The sequence below is a fragment of the Acinetobacter halobius genome (assembly GCF_044130335.1).
Taxonomy (GTDB): Bacteria; Pseudomonadota; Gammaproteobacteria; order Pseudomonadales; family Moraxellaceae; genus Acinetobacter.
In genome coordinates this window covers 1-19,772 of record NZ_JBIQOD010000013.1, presented here as the reverse complement: position 1 = coordinate 19,772, position 19,772 = coordinate 1, and the positions used below count along the sequence as shown (strand labels likewise).

The window sequence follows — 19,772 nt, the reverse complement described above, 5'->3', positions numbered from 1 at the left end:
TCCAACAGAGTTTTATTTTATTTTTTTTGCAGGTGTTCCCACGTAAACCCCCGCCTCGGGAAGGCTTTTACTCACCAATGAACAGGCGCCCACGACCACATTATTGGCAATATTGACGCCATCAAGCACGGTTACTCGAGCACCAAACCAAATATTTTCACCAATTTGAATCCCCTGTTTAGTAATGTGGTCTTTGACCAAAACCTCAGGATCATCAAACTTATGGTTACTGGCGATCATAATACTTTGCGTGCCAATCCGGGTATTATCCCCAATGCTTAGACCACCACAGCCATTGAGAAAAGATTTGGAGTTGATACTGACATTCTGTCCAATTTCAACCTTGCCACCAAAACACTTGATATAACAGCTTTCACCAATAAAACTGTGATCACCAATACAAAGCGTGGCGCCCTTTTCCACAATAATCGTGACATCATCCCCAATATAGACATTTTCCCCAATACTCACGACACCGCTAATATCGAGCTTAGTCCGCTTCCCAAAATATTTAAACCGACTTGAAAACGCCATGTTATACAGCATCTTACGGCACTGTGCAGAGAACCAGTTGAGCAACTTCAAAGTTTTAAAAAACATCACAATTTTGCTCTCCACACCACATATAAAATGGAAAAATTATAAAAAATGAGTGCTACAGGAACAGCCAAAAGCATATAAATTTTATCATTCATCATGACATAGAGCCCAGCAAACAAAATGAACTTTAAAATCAATTCCACAATTTGCAGTCTAAACAAAACTTGGCTGTTTCGTTTCGCAATCAGATAAGCTGAACTGGGCGGATTACAAAAGACCGCCCAATAGCCCAATGCCAAAATTTGGAAATAGGTTGAAATACCGACCCACTCATGGCCAAAAGCCCACAAATAAACACTTTCAGGTAATACAAAAAATACTGCAAAAAATGGCAGCGAAATCAGGCTTAAAATCACACTGCTATGCAAAGCCTGACGATTGGTATGTGCATGTTTAAATTTGCGAATAAAAAATTGGCGAAGGGTTTGCGACATTAGGTTAATTGGGACACGGAGCGTACGTTCAACAATGGCGTAAAAACCCATTGCCTGCACCCCGACAAAATGTGAAACCACATAGTATGGCAAGTTATGTGAAAAACTATTTAAAAGTGCATGTGGTGTATTGCTATAGATAAAATCTTTATAATGCTTAAACGCCTGCCAACTCACGCTATAGAGTTGATTTTTTAGAATATAAAGCACCACAATCATAAGCATGATCACTGAACTGACCGCATAACTACTCACCAGGCCAATGCTCATCCATAAAGGTAAACTTAACTGCACCACCACCACAATCAGGCTTCTAAAAATATTCAGCCCTGCACAAAAATATTCGGCATGTACTGAAAACTTATAGTTATAAAGGCTTTGAATCAAAGTATTGGCAAGTATTCCACTACAAATTGCCCCAACCATTGCTCCATCAAAAAAGCAACTCAAAACACCTGCCGAAAGCAAGGAAATAATGGTGGCAAAAATCGCACCTTCGAAAATCAGACTTTTTTGATGCTGTTGTTCGGCCACCAATTGCGCTTGGTCCAAACGCAAATTCGCTACCGTCGATAAGACACTAACGATGGCTAAAGCAATACCATATTCACCAAAGTCTTGAACCGAATATAAACGCGTTAAAAAAGGCAGGGCGATAAATGTCATTATCGCACCCACTAATAAACTGCTGGTGATTAAACCAATCGACTGGTATTTGGCGAACAGGCGCGCAATCATGTCAACCCGTTCAGGTCAAATTGTTGACATACCAACGCATTGCCAACTGAATGCCTTCAGCAATCGGGTATCCAGGCGCATATCCTAAAGCCTGTTGAATTTTGGCAATACTGGCTTGTGAATGGCGCACATCCCCTGCACGAAATTCACGATACACTGCAGGCTTTTCATAGCGAATTGAGTTTTCAAGCAATGCAACTTGAATTGCAGCATATAGATCATTCAAGGTGGTACGATCACCCACAGCTACATTATAAACTTGGTTTTTGGCCTCGTCAGGGGCTGTGGCTGCCAAAATATTAGCTTGCACCGTATTATCAATAAAACAGAAATCGCGACTGGTTTCCCCATCACCGTTGATGAAAACATCATCCCCTGCAATCATCGACGCAGTCCACTTGGGAATCACGGCTGCATAGGCACCATTTGGATCCTGACGTTGTCCAAAAACATTAAAATAGCGTAATCCAATGGCTTTAAAACCATAGCTACGGGCAAACACATCTGCATATAGCTCATTCACATATTTAGTTACGGCATAGGGTGAAAGTGGATTTCCAATATTTTCTTCAACTTTAGGTAATCCTGGATGATCACCATAGGTTGAACTGCTTGCCGCATAACTAAAACTTGAAACATGCGCATCACGTGCTGCGGTCAGCATATTCAAAAAGCCACTGATATTGGTGTCATTGGTCGTGATCGGATCAACAATCGAACGTGGTACAGAACCCAAAGCAGCTTGATGCAAAACATAGTCCACACCAGTACAAGCTGTTTGACAGTCTGCAAACTGACGAATATCACCCTCAATGAAATTGAAATTTGACCACTGCGCCTCTGAGACACATCCTTTCACTTCATCAAGATTATGTTGATAGCCTGTCGCAAAATTATCTAACCCGACCACGATCTGATCCAGCTTTAATAATGTTTCAAGCAAATTTGAACCAATAAATCCAGCAACGCCCGTGATTAGCCATGTCTTCGGTGCTTGTTGTAACTGCTCGCAGACCGTTTGATATTGGTTCATCGTAAATTTTCCAAAAACATTCAATAAATTATAGACGTAAATCAGACTCTGATTGATCTAATACATATTTTAAATCATACAAGACATGGCTTTCTTTACCTAAAGCACGAATTGCATCAGCGCCCATCACCTTAAATTGCTGGTGGGCAACCGCAAGAATCACTGCATCATACGTTTGCTGATTTAAAGACTGTACTGGGCTAATCGCATATTCACTTTCAGCCTCAATTGGGCTCACCCACGGGTCATATACATCAACATCAATATGATATTCTTCAAGTTCTTTCACAATGTCGATGATACGGGTATTACGAATATCAGGACAGTTTTCCTTAAAACTGAGCCCCAAGACTAAAACTTTTGCGCCTTCAACCTGAATCTTCTTTTTCACCATACTTTTAACAAGTTGGGTGACGACATAAGCACCCATGCCATCGTTCAGACGACGACCTGCCAAGATAATTTCAGGATGATAACCCATCGACTGTGCTTTATGAGTTAAGTAATACGGATCAACCCCGATACAGTGCCCACCCACTAAACCTGGACGGAATGGTAAAAAGTTCCATTTCGTTCCTGCGGCTGTGAGTACATCTTCTGTATCAATGCCCATTTTATTGAAGATCAAAGCAAGTTCATTAATTAAAGCAATATTTACATCACGTTGCGTGTTTTCAATCACTTTTGCTGCTTCTGCGACTTTGATACTTGGCGCTTTGTGCGTGCCCGCTTCAATAATAAGATTATATACTTCATCGACAAAATCAGCGACTTCGGGTGTAGAACCTGAGGTGATTTTTAGAATATTCGTAACCCGATGGAGCTTATCCCCTGGATTAATCCGTTCGGGGCTATAGCCCGCAAAAAAATCTTGATTGAATGTTAAACCTGATACTTTTTCTAAGACAGGAATACAGGCTTCTTCTGTTGCACCGGGGTAAACGGTCGATTCATAGACAACGATATCACCCGCAGATAATACCTGACCAATACTTTGTGATGCTTTGATTAATGGGGTGAGGTCGGGTTGTTTAAATTCATCAATCGGTGTTGGAACGGTCACAATATAAAAGTTACAACTTTTTAGATCTTCTAAATCTGCGCTATAACTCAACTGAGTTGCTTGCATCAACTCATCTGGAGACACTTCCAAGGTATGGTCTTGACCAGACTTTAACTCATCAATTCGCTTCTGATGAATATCGAAACCCAGCACAGAAACTTTTTTACCAAACTCTACAGCCAGAGGTAAACCAACATAACCTAATCCGATGATGGCAATTTTTAGATCAGCGAGTTGTAGCATGGTACAGCCTTGTGCAATTTGAATAGGATAGGAGCAGAGATCTCAACGTTGCACAATATAGCAGAAATTTGATTTCTTTTAATGACTAAATTATGTTACTTAGTCCTCAAAAAATTATTCGATTAATTATAGAAACAGTACGTTTCACCAACATCTTAGGCTATGTTAAAGATATTAATTGGTATAAAATCTAACTGTTTTATATAAATTCTTCGGGTTGTCATAGCCCTGATCCATTATTCAAATTATTTATAAATAGGGTTTATTTTCGAGTGAGTTACTACCGCTATAGCATATTGTTAGCACTCAGTTTAAGCATAACTGGTTGTGCCGTAACATCAGGACTTCAAACTTATGATCTTCCTGAACAAGGCTCCTATAAAACAAATCAAGGTGCTGAACTTAATGTTGTACAGTTAACACAAGAGAATATCTCTAATATAGCGCAAGCACCTGTCAACAATTTTTCAGATATTCGAACTTTGTTTAATAAAAAACAAGGTATTTATCGCTTGAACTATGGTGATGTCCTATCTATCCAACTTTGGGCATATCCAGAAATTACTCCACCTATTCAAGATGCGACCAGTGTACGAACTGTAGGCTACCCGATTGATCCAAACGGGAATGTCCAACTTCCTTTAATTGGTTCTGTCAAAATTGCTGGAAAAACGCTTGCTGAAGCACATACATTCTTGCGTAGCCAATTTAGCAAGTATCTCAAGAATCCTGACGTGATTGTCCGCGTTCTGTCTTTTGAAGCAAAACGCTACTATGTCAACGGGCAAGTGCTTAAAAGTGGACAATACACCATCAATGATCTTCCAATCAGTCTCTATACTGCCCTAGGTCAAGCGGGCGGGATCGACACCAAGACTGGAGATACGACCAATATTCAACTCATCCGAAATGGTCAAACATATAATCTCAATACCATTCAGTTAGAAAAACAAGGCTTATCACTCCATAACCTACTGATCCAACCTGACGACACCATTTTCGTTAACACCAAACAAGACCAAAAACTATATGTCATGGGTGAGTCGAGTAAAAGCCAAGCAATTAGCTTAAGAGATCAAGGCATGTCTTTAAGTGATGTATTGGGTGAAAGTGAAGGTATTAATCCATATTCTGCAAGTGCAGCACGAATTTATGTAATGCGCACAGACTTAAAGTCCAAACAATCAACCATTTATCATTTAAACTTGAGTAGTCTGGGTAATTTGGCCTTAGCCAATCAATTCGACATGAAAAAGAACGATATTGTCTATATTGATGCAACAGGTTTAACTCGTTGGCAGCGTGTGATGAATCAAATTGTTCCGTTCTCAAGTGCTTTATATAGTTTTGATCAACTTGGAAAATAAGTCATGGGGATACAAAATATTTTAGTGGTTTGTGTTGGAAACATTTGTAGAAGTCCAATGGCGGAATATTTCCTCAAACAGGAAAATCCACAGCTCAATATTGACTCTGCAGGTCTATCCGCCATGGTGGGACATGGTGCCGATGACAAGGCTATTCATTGTATGGATCAATTTAAGATTGATATGCGTCAGCATGTCGCAAAACAGATCAATGCCAGTCTCATTAAAGCTGCCGATTTGATTTTGGTGATGAGTAACAACCAAGCTCAACATATAGAAAAACAGTGGCCTTTTGCTAAAGGTAAAGTCTTTCGCCTAGGTCATTGGCAAAAACAAAATGTTGCTGACCCCTACCAGCATGATCAAGCTTTTTTTGATATAACCTGTAGCAATATTCAACGCTTTGTTGCTGATTGGAAATCACATTTTTAAATTATTACGATATTAAATTATGAATCAAAACTCTAGCACTAGCGAAGATACAATCGACTTAAAAGAGTTATTTTTTTCTCTGATTGCTCAGTGGAAACTCATTGCTCTTTGTATTATTTTCAGTTTAATTTGTGCATTACTTTATTTAAGAGTCACTCAACCCATTTATGCTACAGATGCGATGGTTCTCGTTGAAGACAGCAAAAGTGCTGCCTCAGCAGCACTATTAGGCGAGTTAAGCCAACTCTCAGGAGCGATGGGGCAAAAATCACCAGCCGATGCAGAAATTGAAGTTCTAAGATCTCGCATGGTTTTGGGACAAGTGATTCGAGATCTCAACCTTGATATTGAAATCAAGGCCCCAGAAGACTCCGCATTTAATCGTTTGATTTCAGAGAAAAAGTCAACAGTTGATTACACTCCAACTGAAGTGGTTTATCAAAATAAATCATCCGTAGTTCAAATTAAACAATTGAATGTCCCTGATTTCTATCTAGATGAACCCCTTCAACTAAAATTCAACGAATCAAACACATTTCAACTACTACATAAAGATGAAGTTGTTTTTGAAGGCAAAACCAATGTCAAGAATCAAGTGCCTAGTCCGTATGGCTTGTGGCAAGTGTATATTGTAAAAAATAACAATCTAGCCCCAGAACTTAAAATCACAAAATACGCTCTACCAACAGCAATGAAAAACCTAATGTTGAATTATGGTGTTGCTGAACGTGGAAAAATGACAGGTGTAGTCGGTTTAAGTTACCAAGGCACTGATAAAGCACACATTACCAAAGTTCTGAATCATATTCTGAGTGTCTATCACAAACAAAATATTGAAAGAAAGTCCCTAGAATCAACGCAAACACTTGCTTTCTTAGATAAACAATTACCTTTACTTAAGCAGCAACTCGAAGATTCTGAGATTAAGTTCAATAGATTCCGTGAAAAATACAACACCATTGATGTGACCCAAGAATCTGAACTGTTGCTGAAACAAAATATTGAGCTTGAACGCTTAATGATTGAGCTCAAGCAAAAACAAGCTGAACTTTCTGCAAAATATACCAATGATCACCCTTTAATGGCAGAAATTAATGCTCAGTTGAAAGAGTTGACTGGTAAAAAAGAACAGTTAAATCAAGCTTTGAAACAACTTCCAGAAACCCAGCGCTTATATTTACAGCTTTATCGCGATGTTAAAGTCAATGCAGAACAATACACTGCTCTGCTAAACAACTATCAACAGTTGAAAATTGCAAATGCAGGTGAGATTGGTAATGTACGTATTGTCGATACAGCCGTTAAGCCTTTTGAAAAAGTTAAGCCAAAGACACTTATCGTTCTAATTTTATCGCTCTTTGTCGGTGGTTTCCTTGGTACGCTGTTAGCATTATTACGCAATATGATGCGCTCAGGCATTAAAGACTCCGCTCAAATTGAAAATGAGCTGGATCTACCTGTGTATGCAACAGTCCCTCGTTCACCCGTGCAAGAAAGTCGCATCAATATTTTGAAGAAGAAAAAGAATATTCCTATTTTGGCTGTTAAAAACAGTGATGATATTGCGATTGAAAGCTTACGTAGTATGCGTACCGCCATTCATTTTGCTTTAAGTTCTGCAAAAAATAACCTGATTATGATTTCAGGCCCAGCACCAGAAGTCGGGAAATCTTTTATTTCGACCAACTTAGCCACAATTTTGGCGCAAAGCGATAAACGTGTTTTGATTGTAGATGCTGACTTACGTCGTGGATATTTACATAAATACTTTAACTACGACACTCAACCAGGTCTCACTGAATTACTCAATGGCCAACACAGCTTAGAGACAGTGATTCGAAATACTGAAGTACCTGGCTTAAGCGTCATCTCCAGAGGTAAAAGTCCAGCCAATCCATCTGAACTCTTAAGCTCGGCTCAGTTTAAGAACGTCTTGGCACAACTGTCTGAAAAGTTCGATCATGTGATCATCGACACACCACCAGTACTGGCTGTAACGGATGGGATTATTATTTCTCAATATACAGGCGTTAATTTAGTGATTGCGCGTTATGCGAAAACACAAATGAAAGAGCTTGAGTTAACCATCAATCGCTTTGAACAAGCAGGTGTTAAAGTCAATGGCTTCATTCTGAATGACATTCAACGTACAGCTGGTTCAGGTTATGGCTACAATTATGCTTATGCTTATAAAGCCAATAAAGAATCAGACTAAAGACAGCTATTAGCCGATAAAAAGCCAGAATGACAGTTCTGGCTTTTTATTTTGTATGACAAACGTTTATATATTCAAATCCTTATAGTTTTTTTAAGGACTTCGGCATATATTAATTTGGAAATGTACTCTAGGTACAAAACACGTGATTCATGAAGTCTGCTAAGATGCTGAAAACTTTTTGAATGTAATAGAATTAGGAAAAATTTCACATGAGTAAAGCCTTACCGATTGCTGTAGCTGTTCTTCTAGGCGGTGCTGCACTTGTTCCCGTTTATTATGCATCTCAACACCCTGCTTCGGCTGAAGCGCAAGTTTCAAAAAATGCATCTGCCGTAGAAAAAATTAGCTATGCACTAGGCTATGAAGTTGCTCATCAAACCCCACCAGAACTCGACATTAACAGTTTTGTCACTGGTGTTCGTGCAGGTCATGCACGTAGCCAACCCGCGTATACAGAAGAAGAATTAAAACAAGCCTATGAACAGTTCCAACAAGAAATGCAACAAAAACAGGCTAATGTTGCTCAGCAAGCACAGACCACTAGCGATAATTTCTTAACTGAAAATGCAAAAAAACCTGGGGTGAAAACTACAGCTTCAGGCTTACAGTACAAAATCACCCAAGAAGGTACAGGCAAGCAACCAAATGCAAACTCGGTAGTGACGGTACACTACAAGGGCCAGTTGGTCGATGGTAAAGTCTTTGACAGCTCAATTGAGCGTGGCGAGCCAATTGAGTTCCCATTGAATCAAGTCATTCCAGGTTGGACTGAAGGTTTACAACTGATGAAAGAAGGTGGCAAAGCGACCCTCTATATCCCGTCCAACTTAGGTTATGGTCCACAAGGGGTACCCGGTATGATCCCAGCCAACAGCACACTTATTTTTGATGTAGAACTGATCAAAGTAAAATAACAATGCCAACTCAAGGAGAGCTTTTGCTCTCCTGTTTTTATTGAGAACAATTTATGAAAATTCAAACAACATTACTCTGTGGCTTGTTCCTTTCAACTCCTCTTTTCGCGGCGCCTATCACCAATAAAAGTAGTGTTCATCAACAGGTCGGTTATAGCTTTGGTTATTTGATGGGTCGCAGTAATGCAGAGTCTATTCAAGATTTAGATATAGATGCTTTTGTCCAAGGGTTACGAGAAGCATCTAAAGGCCAAACTGCCTCATTAAGTGATGAAGATATGGCGCGTGTACTCACCCAATATAAGCGTCAAGCCGAAGCGAAACAATTATTAGAAGTCAAACAATTGGCAGACAAAAATGCCAAAATTGGTGCAGCATTTTTAGCTGAGAATGCAAAAAAACCTGAGGTGAAAACTACAGCTTCAGGACTGCAATATATAGTTTTACAACAAGGTCAAGGCAAGTCACCCAAGGCCAACAGTCGAGTCAAAGTCCATTATGAAGGACGTTTGATTGATCAAACGGTTTTTGACAGTTCGATTGCCCGCCAACAGCCTGCAGAATTCCAAGTCAGCCAAGTCATTCAAGGTTGGACTGAAGGTTTGCAACTGATGAAAGAAGGAGCGAAATACCGTTTCTTTATTCCATCTAAACTGGGTTATGGTCAAATTGGTTCAGGTGATGTAATTGAACCGAACAGCACGCTGATTTTTGATGTGGAACTGATTGCAGTATTGCCAAACTAAGGCGGTTAGGCAAAATAATTCTAGAGATAAAATAAAAAGCCTGACATGTGATCAGGCTTTTTATTGATTACACTTTTTATGAATTACAATCTATTCTCAAATCAAGCCATGCTTTTTTAAGCTACGCGCTTCACTGGTCTTGCAGCATAAAATCAAGTAGTGCTTTTTGTTTTATGCTTCATGCTTTAAATGGCGTGGTCTAAAACCCGTAATGAATAAACCAACGGCATAAGCCACCGCACCGACCACACACAGCCCAACCACTTCAGCAACGCGAATCCACTGTGACATTTCGCCATTATACCAAGTCAGTCCGTACCACAATGCTGCAATCATCACGGCGTTAGAAATACCAAACTGAATAAACAGTTTTTTCCAGTGAGCACCAAAACGGAAAATATCACGCTTATGTAGATAGAAATACAACATTCCTGCATTTACAAGTGCAGACCCAGAAGACGCTAAAGCCAGTGCCATATGCTCTGCATGCCAGTCAATCAATTTAAAGAAACCAATAAACACTACGTTTAAAATCGCATTCGCAGCAACGGCCATTAGCCCCACACGGACAGGAGTCTTGGTGTCTTGTTGTGCATAAAACCCAGGTGCAAAGACTTTAATCAACATGAATGAAATCACCCCGGCGCTCATACACTGCAACGCTAAAGCCGTCATTTGAGTATCTTCAAGGGTAAATTGTCCGCGTTGGAACAGGGCCTGAATAATAGGGGTCGATAACATAAACAGTGCAATACTGGCAGGCACGCCAACCAAAACAATCACCTTCGCAGCCCAATCCATCATGCCACGAAACTTCGACATATCTTGCTCTGCATGACGGGTCGACAATGCCGGTAAAATTACCGTACCAATCGCCACCCCAATCAAGCCCAAAGGCAATTCAGTCATGCGTTCTGCACTATATAACCAAGACACAGAACCATCTTGCATAAACGAAGCCCAAATGGTGTTCAGGAGTAAATTAATTTGCGTAACAGAAACACCAAATAGTGCAGGCAACATCAATTTCATGATGCGATCTACACCCTCATGTTTAAAATCGACTTTCGGCGGAATCAGTAATTTTTTATGCCAAAGTTCAGGAATTTGGATCGCTAATTGCAATACACCCGCAGCAATCACTGCCCAACCGAGTGCCATAATCGGCTCCGCCATATACGGCGTCAACCACCATGCTCCTGCAATCATCGCCACATTCAGCAATACTGGTGAAAATGCGGGTGAAGCAAAGGAACCATAACTATTTAGAATACTGCTGGCAAAGGCTGTCAGCGACATAAACAATAAATAAGGAATAGTGAGGCGGAACATCGAAACTGCAAGATCAAACTTCTCAGGGTCAGCATGGAAGCCCGGTGCATAAATATACAATACGGCAGGCGCCGCGACCATAGCCAAGAAAGTTAGAGCTGTCATGATCGTCATCAAACAACCAAAGACTCGACTAATCAGGATTTGAACTTCCGCATGGGTACGCCCAGTTTTATATTCGGTCAGTACTGGAATAAACGCCTGTGAGAATGCCCCTTCAGCAAACAGCCGACGGAAGAAGTTCGGTATACGAAAGGCCACCACAAAGGTATCGAAATCTTTACCTGCACCAAAGACATTCAGTAAAACAATGTCTCGTACCAAACCCAAGACCCGAGAAAGCATGGTCATTGCACTTACAATTACGGTTGACCGCCACAGCGCCATCGTATCCACCTAGTTTTTCATTTGCCGCTATTGTAATGAAACTTCAACGAATATTTGATTGTTTAATGTTGTTGTCTGCACTCAATTTATTGACTTTTTAACTGCTGCAAACGGCTTCTATATTTGTACCAATCGAAAAATGGGCCAGGATCCGTTTTTCGACCTGGAGCAATATCGGAATGCCCCGCCAAATGCTGTTGAATTTGAGGATAGGTTTGCTGTAAGCAGGCAGTCACATGTACCAATGCTTCATATTGGGCATCTTCAAAAGGCATGTCATCACTGCCCTCAAGCTCAATGCCAATCGAATAATCATTGCACTCTTTTTTGCCCAAATAACTCGAACGCCCTGCATGCCATGCACGGTCATGAAAGTTAACAAATTGTAAGACTTCCCCGCCTCTTAAAATCAGTAAATGTGCTGAGACTTGCATGCCTTGAATAGTTTGAAAATATGGATGTACTGACCAATCCAATTGATTTTGAAAAAATTGTTCAATATAGCCACCACCAAACTGTGAGGGGGGCAAACTGATATTATGAATGACAATCAGTTGAATATCAGCATCTGCAGGACGTGCGTTAAAATTAGGCGATGGGATTTGTCTCGCTCCCTGCAATTGACCAGCTTGCACTTGAAACGATGGAATGCCTTGCATATTTTTATTCCTTAAACCCATTGCGCCCTTCGGGCAATATTTTTGCTTTGTTGTCCATGCTAAATCTTTCCCTATCATTTCACAAATCTATGGTGTTTCGTTTTAGAAATTTTTACGCCTTTTCAGGAAAAATGCTAATATATTGCGCAATTTTCATGGCTTCTATAAAGATACGGACAATCGGATGAGCATATCGCAGCAACTGCTTGAACAATCTATTCAACTGAATATTCAACAGGCATTACAAGAAGACATCGGTGATGGCGACATTACGGCACTTTTGACGCCTGAAGATGAGCAAGCAACTGCGACCATTATTAGCCGTGAAGACATGATTCTTGCAGGTCAACCTTGGGTCAATGCATTAATTGCAGCTTTTGATTCGAGTGTACAAATCACGTGGCTAAAAAACGATGGCGATCTGGTTCGTGCCAATGAAACCCTTTTTAAACTGGCGGGTTCAGCACGCAGCTTACTTACGGTTGAACGCCCTGCACTCAACTTTGTACAAACCCTGTCTGCAGTTGCAACCAAAACGGCTGAATATGTCAAACAACTGGATGGCTTAAATACCAAGTTGCTAGATACCCGTAAAACACTACCGGGTCTGCGCATTGCACAAAAATATGCAGTCGCGATCGGCGGGGGGCAAAACCATCGTTTAGGCTTATTCGATGCTTTTTTAATTAAAGAAAATCATATCATGGCAGCTGGTGGCATTGCTCAAGCGATTGCCAAAGCGCATCAAATTGCCCCGGGCAAACCTGTCGAAGTCGAAGTCGAAACATGGGCTGAATTAGACCAAGCATTAGAAGCCCAAGCGGATATCGTGATGTTAGACAACTTTAGCCAGCAACAAATGATTGATGCGGTCAAGCATGTCGCAGGACGTTGTAAATTGGAAGCGTCAGGCAACATCACCATTGACAACTTACGTGAAGTGGCAACTACAGGCGTGGATTATATTTCGATGGGTGTGTTGACCAAAGATGTCAAAGCCGTCGATCTTTCCATGCGTTTTAATGCTTAATTTGAAAAGATTGCATTCAGTCAACACGCCATAAAAAAACGCACTAGATAGTGCGTTTTTTTGCGTTACAACTTACCAGCCCAGTGCTTGCTGCTGTTTTTTCACCAATTCTTGAATACCCTTTTCCGCCATTTCTAACATGGCATTGCACTGTGTACGGGTAAACGGCTTATCTTCTGCCGTACCTTGAATTTCAATAAACTCGCCCGCTTGGGTCATGACCACGTTTAAATCCGTTTGGCAGTTTGAGTCTTCTTCATAGCACAAGTCTAAAAGCACTTCGTCTTGGAAAATACCGACTGAAATGGCAGCAACCAAACCTTTGAGTGGATCCTGCTTAATTTTCTTTTTCTCAAGCAGCGTATTCATCGCATCAATAAGGGCCACCGCAGCACCAGTGATTGCAGCAGTCCGCGTACCACCATCTGCTTGAATCACATCACAGTCAATGGTAATCGTATTTTCACCGAGTTTCTTTAAATCCACCATGGCACGTAAACTACGACCAATCAAACGTTGAATTTCTTGAGTACGACCACTTTGCTTACCACGTGCCGCCTCACGGTCACTACGGGTATGGGTTGAACGTGGCAACATGCCATATTCTGCTGTTACCCAACCTTGACCTTTACCTTTTAAAAAACGCGGAACTGAGTTATCAATGCTCGCCGTACAAAGAACTTTGGTATGACCAAACTCAACCAATACCGAACCTTCTGCATAACGTGTATAGTTACGCGTAATAGTAACATCACGTAATTGATCTAATGCTCGTTGGTCGATACGCATAATACGTCCTTCATCTGACTAAGTTGATTGGCGCATAGTATAGCAGAAGCAAAGCCAAAGCATTTGCTCCACAAGCTCGCTTTTGTAATTGATCGCCAACCTCACTTTAGATCTTGATTCTTTGTTAAACTAAAAGACAAATGAGCTTGAGGCCACATCTATGTCGATTCGTGAAGAGCGCAAACAACAAAGTCGCCAAGCATTGCTCAATGCAGCCTTACAGCTCAGCACCTCTGGTCGCTCCTTTAGTCAGATCAGTCTCCGTGAAGTTACCCGTCAAGTCGGTTTAGTGCCAACCGCCTTTTATCGACACTTTAGTGATTTGGATGAACTAGGGCTTGAACTGGTCGACCAAGCTACCTTACATATCAAAAATGTGCTGACCCAATTAGGCCAAAGCTATGTTTACCGCCCACATGCAACCATTGAGCACAGCCTCGATTTATTCTTTGATGCCGTTGAGCAACACCCCGAACAATGGATCTTTCTCATCGGCGAGCGTTGGGGAGGCTCAACATTGGTTCGTAAAGCCATCGAACGAGAGATCACGTTTTTAATCGACGACTTTGCCTATGCTCTCACCCGTATTGAAAGTATGCAGCATATCCGCGATTCAAAAGACCTTAACGTTTTAGCCAATATTCTAATGAACGCCTCTTTTAACTGGGCCATGCGCTGGATGGGTTTTAGCCGAGATGTACCATCAGTACAATTACAACAGCAACAACATGACTTTAAAATGCAAACAGTGGTACAGATTCAACTCATGTTTCGTGGTATTTCCAATTGGCATCGACCAACAATACAAACAGAACAAGCCAACCCGACACTGCATTAAACTCCAGCTAGAATGATGTTTTAATACATTACAAATTTTTTAACACTGTTTGCTCAAACTTAGACGCTTTTTCACTATCATAGAGCCAGTTTTTTCATCTGTACCTCTTATGCGTTTTTTTCTTTTTTTAGCTGCCAGTGTATGTATGGCCTTAGCATGGCTTTTGCCCATTCATTATCGACCATGGGTCACTTATACAGGTGAGCTGTTTGCCTTTTTGTCATTATTTACGCTTTCTGCACTGTTTCTAAAAGAAAAAGTTTTATTCCCCAAGATCACACTACCTCTATTGCTCTTAAGCCTTGTACCCTTTATACAGTACGGCTTTGGTGAGCTGTTCTTTTTCAGCAAAGCATTGATGTGCGGCCTATACATTTTTGCCTTTTGGCTCAGTATTGTTTTAGGTTTTAACCTCAGTCAAAGACCGCTCGCGCGTGAACAATTGTTTGCTGGTTTAAGTACGGTTTTTTGGTTGGTTGGTGTGGTCACTGCTCTGATTGCCATCTGCCAATGGCTCAATATTGAACAGAAAATACCGGGGATGACCATATTAAAAGGTGATCGCCCGTATGCCAACTTCGCTCAGCCGAATAATATGGCAAGCTTCTTAATTCTGTCCTTACTGGGTACTCTTTACTTATTTGAGAAGAAAAAATTCAATACTCTTCTTCTCTGCACTAGTGCCGTACTGATGTTGTTTGCTGTCGCACTGAGTCAATCTCGCACATCATGGGTCGCGAGTATTTGTGTACTACTGTATTTACTCTATCAACAATACAGAGGCACACTACAACTCAAATGGTATAGTGCTCTTGCATGGTTTGTGCTCTTTGTTTCTTTAATTGTGTTAACTCCTCAGCTCAATCAGTTGTTGGCTCAACTTTCTAATGTTGATGTCACACAAACTCGCGATGTCGTTGCTCGAGCAACCAAGGGGGATATGTCACGTCTTGCCATTTGGCAGCAAATGCTACATGCAATCGCAGAACGCCCTTGGTTTGGCTATGGTTGGCATCAAACCAGTGTCGCTTACACATTGATTAGTGATCAGTTCCAAGGTCCAGTTTGGGTGAAAAGTGCGCACAACTTCATTCTCGACTTCATTTTATGGAATGGGCTACTGATTGCAGTTCCATTTTTTGCTTACATAAGCTATTGGGGTTATCAACTACAAAAGCATGCAACTTCATCCGAATCTGTGGTGGGTTTGCTCATGGTAGGGGCTGTACTCATTCATGCGATGCTCGAATTTCCTTTATTCTATGCCTATTTCTTGTTGCCGCTCGGCTTTATTCTCGGGATTATTCAAGCCCAGCAAAAAGTAAAAACATGGACCGTAGCAAGTTATGTTATGCCAGTGGTATTTACAGTCTGTGTGATCTTGGTCGGACTCATTATCCGTGATTATGAACTGATGGTGCCGAAGCTAAATCAAGCCTCTCGCTATGAAAAAACACCTGAAAAATTCACCAATCACGATCAAATTTTACTGCTGTCTGAGTTTAACCGTCGTATCGAATGGATTCAGTTAAATCCGTATAGTAAAGTCAGCCCTGAGCAAATTCGGGACTATGAGGAAATGGTGTTGAACTACCCGATTCCTTATGATTTAACCAAGTTTGCTAAACTCTTGGCTTTCAATGGCTATGAGGCTGAGGCTCGTCACCAACTTTGGCGCTTAAAAACTTTAAGAAAAATTGATCTGCGTTATGAGGATTTATTACAGCCTACATCAAGTGTGCAATAAATTTTGTCACCCCATAAAAAAAGCCTGCATCAGCAGGCTTTTTTTATGGGGCGAGCTATACGCTCATTATTTTGCCGCACGTTCTTTTTCGATGAGATATTCTACAACTTGCACAACTTTCTCATTTTCGCCTTGAACAATGTACTTACCATTGACTGTGACCGCAGGGACACCACTCAGTTGATAACGTTTCGCTAAATCTTGCGCTTGAGCAATTTTTGAAGTGATCGCAAAAGACTTATACGTAGTGTTAAATTTCGCTTCAGGAATACCAAATTGAGTATAGAACTTAGCTAAAGCAGGTTGTTCTAAAATTGGTTGGTTTTGATCATGAATCGCATGGAATAACATAAGGTGTGTCTTCTTGCGCACACCTAAAGCTTCAGACACATAATAAGCTCGAGCACCCTGCTCCCAAAGTGGATTCATCGCTGCTGGTGTACGTACAAAACGTACATCTTTAGGTAATTTCTTTAACCAAGTCTGCATATGCGGTTCAAGTTTAAAGCAGTGTGGGCAGCCATACCAGAAGAACTCACGCACTTCAATTTTTCCAGGTACTTCGACCTGTACTGGCGTTGGTACCACAGTATAGTCCTGACCTGCTACAAAGTTTGCAGCCAAAGCACTACCAGAAATAGCGAAAACAGCGGTTGCTAGTCCACTCAAAAGGAGTTTTTTCATTGAACTTATTGTCCTCAAAATCATTATGATAAGTTTATGCAAATACTATAAATCAAATATGCCAAATTCGTTTTCATTCTGTGAACTTTTTTCAGGCTTTTATCGCTTTTTCCAGAATAAACGCTACACTAAGCCCTATTGAATTTTTTTAAATATTACAACCTGATTGAGGTGACGATGATGTCGCAACTGAATGTTGATCCACAAGAAATTGCCAAATTTGAAGCATTTGCTGCCATATGGTGGGATCAGCACTCGGAGTTCCGTCCTTTACATATGATCAATCCATTACGCTTAAACTGGATTGATGAGCATGCTGGTGGACTCAGTGGGAAAAAAGTCCTTGATGTCGGCTGTGGTGGCGGCATTTTGGCTGAAAGTATGGCACGTCGTGGTGCAGATGTTCTTGGTATTGATATGGGCGAAGCCCCACTGAATGTGGCGCGTTTACATGCAGAGCAAGAAGGTGTTAAGCATATCGAGTATCGCCAAGTTCCAGTTGAACAGCTCGCAGAAGAACACGCGGGACAATACGATGTCGTGACCTGCATGGAAATGCTGGAACACGTACCTAATCCAGCTTCAATCATTGAAGCCTGCCATAAACTGGTTAAACCAGGTGGTCATGTGTTCTTTTCAACCATCAACCGTAATCCCAAAGCCTATCTGTTTGCCATTATTGGTGCTGAATATGTACTGCGTATGTTAGCGAGAGGCACCCACGATTATCATAAATTCATTAAACCATCAGAGCTTGCACATGATATTCGCGGTGCTGGACTCAAACTAAAAGACATGACGGGTTTACATTACAATCCATTGACCAAACGCTATTGGTTAGCGCCGAATGTCGATGTCAACTATATGGTCTACACTGTCAAAGAAGGTGCTGCATGAAAGCCGTCTTATTCGACCTTGACGGCACACTGATCGACACGGCTGCCGACTTTATTCGCATTATTCAAAACATGTGCCGTGAAAAAGGTGTTGCTGTGGTCGATGCAAACCTGATCCGTAGCCAAGTCTCTGAAGGCGCACGGGCTATGGTGAAATTGGTTTATCCAGAACTGGAAGTCGAAGACCCAATTTTTCTGGCACATCGTCAGCGTTTTTTAGACACCTATGGGGCGGATATTGCGGTAGATACCGACCTATTTACTGGCATGTATCCGCTACTTGAAAAACTTGAAAACCAAGAAATTCCATGGGGCATTGTCACCAATAAACCACGTTGGCTCAGTGAAGCATTATTAGACGCGCTGGATTTGACAAAACGCTGCGCTGTTTTGGTCTGCCCAGAGGATGTCAGCAAAACCAAGCCTGATCCTGAACCAATGTATTTGGCAGCCCAACAGATTGCGATTGCACCTGAAAACTGTATTTACGTCGGGGATCATCCACGTGATATAGATGCAGGTCGTAACGCGCAGATGTATACCATTTTGGCCGCTTATGGTTATTTACCATTCGCGCACAAAGATGACTTAACAGCTTGGCAAGCAGATTGTATAGTGAAGAATGTAGTTGAGTTAGATGAGGTCATTCAGTCCCTTGTCAACCAGACATCAAAAGCAAGCTCACTGACTTGATCACAATTAAAAAATCACAATAACGAGGAGGTAATGATGAAATATTCAGAATATCAACCTCGCCCCGATCTACTCAAAGATCGTATCATCTTAATTACAGGTGCGGGCGATGGTATTGGTCGTGCTGCTGCATTAAGTTATGCCCTACACGGCGCAACCGTGGTGCTGCATGGGCGTACCTTAAATAAGCTCGAAGTCATTTATGATGAAATTGAAGGCTTAGGTGCGCCGCAACCTGCAATCTTACCCTTGCAGCTATCAAGTGCCTCTCCTCGTGACTATGAATTATTGGTCGACACCCTAGAACGTCAGTTTGGGCGCTTAGATGGCATTTTGCATAATGCAGGTATTTTAGGTGAGCGTACTGAACTGGAAAATTATCCTGTCGATGTTTGGGATGACGTGATGGCGGTCAACTTACGTGCGCCATTCGTTATGACTCAAGAATTAATGCCCCTCCTGAAAAAATCTGAGCATGCCTCTGTGGTTTTTGCCAGCTCAGGTGTCGGGCGCGAAACGCGTGAACGTTGGGGCGCATATTCCGTGTCTAAGATCGCGATTGAAGCGGTCAGTCAACTGTTCGCCAAAGAAAATACCGCACCGAATATCCGATTTAATTGTATCAATCCGGGGGCGACCCGCACAGCGATGCGTGCCAAAGCCTATCCTGATGAAGATCCAAAAACATTGCCCACACCTGAAAATATCATGCCTGCCTATCTGTACTTGATGGGCGATGACAGTTTGCATATGAATGGTCAAAGTATTGATGCACAAGACTAAAATCGTTCATTTAAAAGGAAGCTTCGGCTCACTGCTGTCCCATAGTTTTGTTTAAATAAAAAACCTGAGTCCAAAATAGTTAAAATATAAGTGCGAACAAACACTTTAACTACAAGGACTCAGGTTTTGTCACATCAGAATACCGT

Annotated in this window: 19 protein-coding genes; 11 read left to right on the top strand and 8 right to left on the bottom strand. The window is 41.4% G+C overall.

The features are described 5' to 3' along the window. Positions 1 to 12 precede the first annotated feature (12 nt). Genes ACE01U_RS11855 through tviB form a run of 4 tightly spaced genes read right to left on the bottom strand, consistent with a single transcriptional unit; the run spans position 13 to position 4,111 of the window. Positions 13 to 600 (bottom strand): acyltransferase, encoded by a 588-nt coding sequence (locus ACE01U_RS11855; protein WP_395579582.1) that lies wholly within the window; start codon positions 598 to 600, stop codon positions 13 to 15. Further along, on the bottom strand, positions 600 to 1,772 hold the full coding sequence (locus tag ACE01U_RS11850) for a lipopolysaccharide biosynthesis protein (protein WP_110974432.1): 1,173 nt from the start codon (positions 1,770 to 1,772) through the stop codon (positions 600 to 602). Before ACE01U_RS11850 ends, ACE01U_RS11855 begins: the two co-directional genes overlap by 1 nt. Positions 1,773 to 1,782: 10 nt before the next feature. Continuing rightward, positions 1,783 to 2,805 carry an NAD-dependent epimerase/dehydratase family protein gene (locus tag ACE01U_RS11845; RefSeq protein WP_395579549.1) on the bottom strand — a complete coding sequence of 341 codons (1,023 nt, stop codon included), beginning with the start codon at positions 2,803 to 2,805 and terminating at the stop codon, positions 1,783 to 1,785. Positions 2,806 to 2,833: 28 nt separating this feature from the next. Further along, positions 2,834 to 4,111 (bottom strand): Vi polysaccharide biosynthesis UDP-N-acetylglucosamine C-6 dehydrogenase TviB, encoded by a 1,278-nt coding sequence (gene tviB / locus ACE01U_RS11840; protein WP_086210718.1) that lies wholly within the window; start codon positions 4,109 to 4,111, stop codon positions 2,834 to 2,836. Positions 4,112 to 4,383: 272 nt separating this feature from the next. Between tviB and ACE01U_RS11835 the strand changes: the two genes are divergently transcribed. The 5 genes from ACE01U_RS11835 (at position 4,384) to bamJ (ACE01U_RS11815) (ending at position 9,788) form a co-directional block, all read left to right on the top strand. Continuing rightward, the gene (locus ACE01U_RS11835; protein ID WP_086210719.1) at positions 4,384 to 5,478 is read left to right on the top strand and encodes a polysaccharide biosynthesis/export family protein; all 1,095 of its coding nucleotides are present in this window, start codon (positions 4,384 to 4,386) and stop codon (positions 5,476 to 5,478) included. Positions 5,479 to 5,481: 3 nt separating this feature from the next. Beyond that, positions 5,482 to 5,910 carry a low molecular weight protein-tyrosine-phosphatase gene (locus ACE01U_RS11830; protein ID WP_395579547.1) on the top strand — a complete coding sequence of 143 codons (429 nt, stop codon included), beginning with the start codon at positions 5,482 to 5,484 and terminating at the stop codon, positions 5,908 to 5,910. Between the two features lie 19 nt (positions 5,911 to 5,929). Further along, on the top strand, positions 5,930 to 8,125 hold the full coding sequence (locus tag ACE01U_RS11825; protein ID WP_086210721.1) for a polysaccharide biosynthesis tyrosine autokinase: 2,196 nt from the start codon (positions 5,930 to 5,932) through the stop codon (positions 8,123 to 8,125). Between the two features lie 212 nt (positions 8,126 to 8,337). Continuing rightward, the gene (bamJ, locus tag ACE01U_RS11820) at positions 8,338 to 9,042 is read left to right on the top strand and encodes a BamJ family beta-barrel-assembly machinery protein (protein WP_151706922.1); all 705 of its coding nucleotides are present in this window, start codon (positions 8,338 to 8,340) and stop codon (positions 9,040 to 9,042) included. Between the two features lie 53 nt (positions 9,043 to 9,095). Beyond that, a complete protein-coding gene (bamJ, locus tag ACE01U_RS11815) occupies positions 9,096 to 9,788 on the top strand; it encodes a BamJ family beta-barrel-assembly machinery protein (protein ID WP_395579545.1) in 693 nt (230 codons plus the stop codon). Positions 9,789 to 9,959: 171 nt separating this feature from the next. On the opposite strand, the gene murJ is transcribed toward bamJ (ACE01U_RS11815), so the two are convergent. Together murJ and ampD are read right to left on the bottom strand one after the other, a co-directional pair. After that, positions 9,960 to 11,516 carry a murein biosynthesis integral membrane protein MurJ gene (murJ, locus tag ACE01U_RS11810; RefSeq protein ID WP_171405809.1) on the bottom strand — a complete coding sequence of 519 codons (1,557 nt, stop codon included), beginning with the start codon at positions 11,514 to 11,516 and terminating at the stop codon, positions 9,960 to 9,962. Between the two features lie 77 nt (positions 11,517 to 11,593). Next, positions 11,594 to 12,166, bottom strand: coding sequence for a 1,6-anhydro-N-acetylmuramyl-L-alanine amidase AmpD (ampD, locus tag ACE01U_RS11805; RefSeq protein ID WP_086210725.1), 573 nt, complete (start codon positions 12,164 to 12,166; stop codon positions 11,594 to 11,596). A 184-nt stretch (positions 12,167 to 12,350) separates the two neighbouring features. On the opposite strand from ampD, the gene nadC reads away from it, so the two are divergent. Then, a complete protein-coding gene (gene nadC, locus ACE01U_RS11800; protein WP_086210726.1) occupies positions 12,351 to 13,196 on the top strand; it encodes a carboxylating nicotinate-nucleotide diphosphorylase in 846 nt (281 codons plus the stop codon). Between the two features lie 72 nt (positions 13,197 to 13,268). Here the strand turns inward: nadC and rph are convergent, their stop codons facing one another. Further along, the gene (rph, locus tag ACE01U_RS11795) at positions 13,269 to 13,985 is read right to left on the bottom strand and encodes a ribonuclease PH (protein ID WP_395579544.1); all 717 of its coding nucleotides are present in this window, start codon (positions 13,983 to 13,985) and stop codon (positions 13,269 to 13,271) included. A gap of 160 nt (positions 13,986 to 14,145) precedes the next feature. On the opposite strand from rph, the gene ACE01U_RS11790 reads away from it, so the two are divergent. Together ACE01U_RS11790 and ACE01U_RS11785 are read left to right on the top strand one after the other, a co-directional pair. Beyond that, on the top strand, positions 14,146 to 14,823 hold the full coding sequence (locus ACE01U_RS11790) for a TetR family transcriptional regulator (protein WP_395579543.1): 678 nt from the start codon (positions 14,146 to 14,148) through the stop codon (positions 14,821 to 14,823). 109 nt (positions 14,824 to 14,932) lie between these two features. After that, positions 14,933 to 16,570 carry a PglL family O-oligosaccharyltransferase gene (locus tag ACE01U_RS11785; RefSeq protein WP_395579542.1) on the top strand — a complete coding sequence of 546 codons (1,638 nt, stop codon included), beginning with the start codon at positions 14,933 to 14,935 and terminating at the stop codon, positions 16,568 to 16,570. Between the two features lie 66 nt (positions 16,571 to 16,636). Here the strand turns inward: ACE01U_RS11785 and ACE01U_RS11780 are convergent, their stop codons facing one another. Then, positions 16,637 to 17,254: a thiol:disulfide interchange protein DsbA/DsbL gene (locus ACE01U_RS11780; protein ID WP_395579541.1), complete on the bottom strand. Its 618-nt coding sequence runs from the start codon at positions 17,252 to 17,254 to the stop codon at positions 16,637 to 16,639. Between the two features lie 180 nt (positions 17,255 to 17,434). Here ACE01U_RS11780 and ubiG point away from each other — a divergent pair, with 180 nt between their 5' ends. Genes ubiG through ACE01U_RS11765 form a run of 3 tightly spaced genes read left to right on the top strand, consistent with a single transcriptional unit; the run spans position 17,435 to position 19,626 of the window. Beyond that, on the top strand, positions 17,435 to 18,151 hold the full coding sequence (gene ubiG / locus ACE01U_RS11775) for a bifunctional 2-polyprenyl-6-hydroxyphenol methylase/3-demethylubiquinol 3-O-methyltransferase UbiG (protein WP_110974474.1): 717 nt from the start codon (positions 17,435 to 17,437) through the stop codon (positions 18,149 to 18,151). Continuing rightward, complete coding sequence (locus ACE01U_RS11770) at positions 18,148 to 18,843, top strand: HAD family hydrolase (protein ID WP_395579540.1); 696 nt, start codon at positions 18,148 to 18,150, stop codon at positions 18,841 to 18,843. The genes ubiG and ACE01U_RS11770 overlap by 4 nt, the downstream gene beginning before the upstream one ends. A gap of 36 nt (positions 18,844 to 18,879) precedes the next feature. Further along, the gene (locus ACE01U_RS11765; protein ID WP_110974420.1) at positions 18,880 to 19,626 is read left to right on the top strand and encodes a YciK family oxidoreductase; all 747 of its coding nucleotides are present in this window, start codon (positions 18,880 to 18,882) and stop codon (positions 19,624 to 19,626) included. The last annotated feature ends 146 nt before the right edge of the window (positions 19,627 to 19,772 follow it).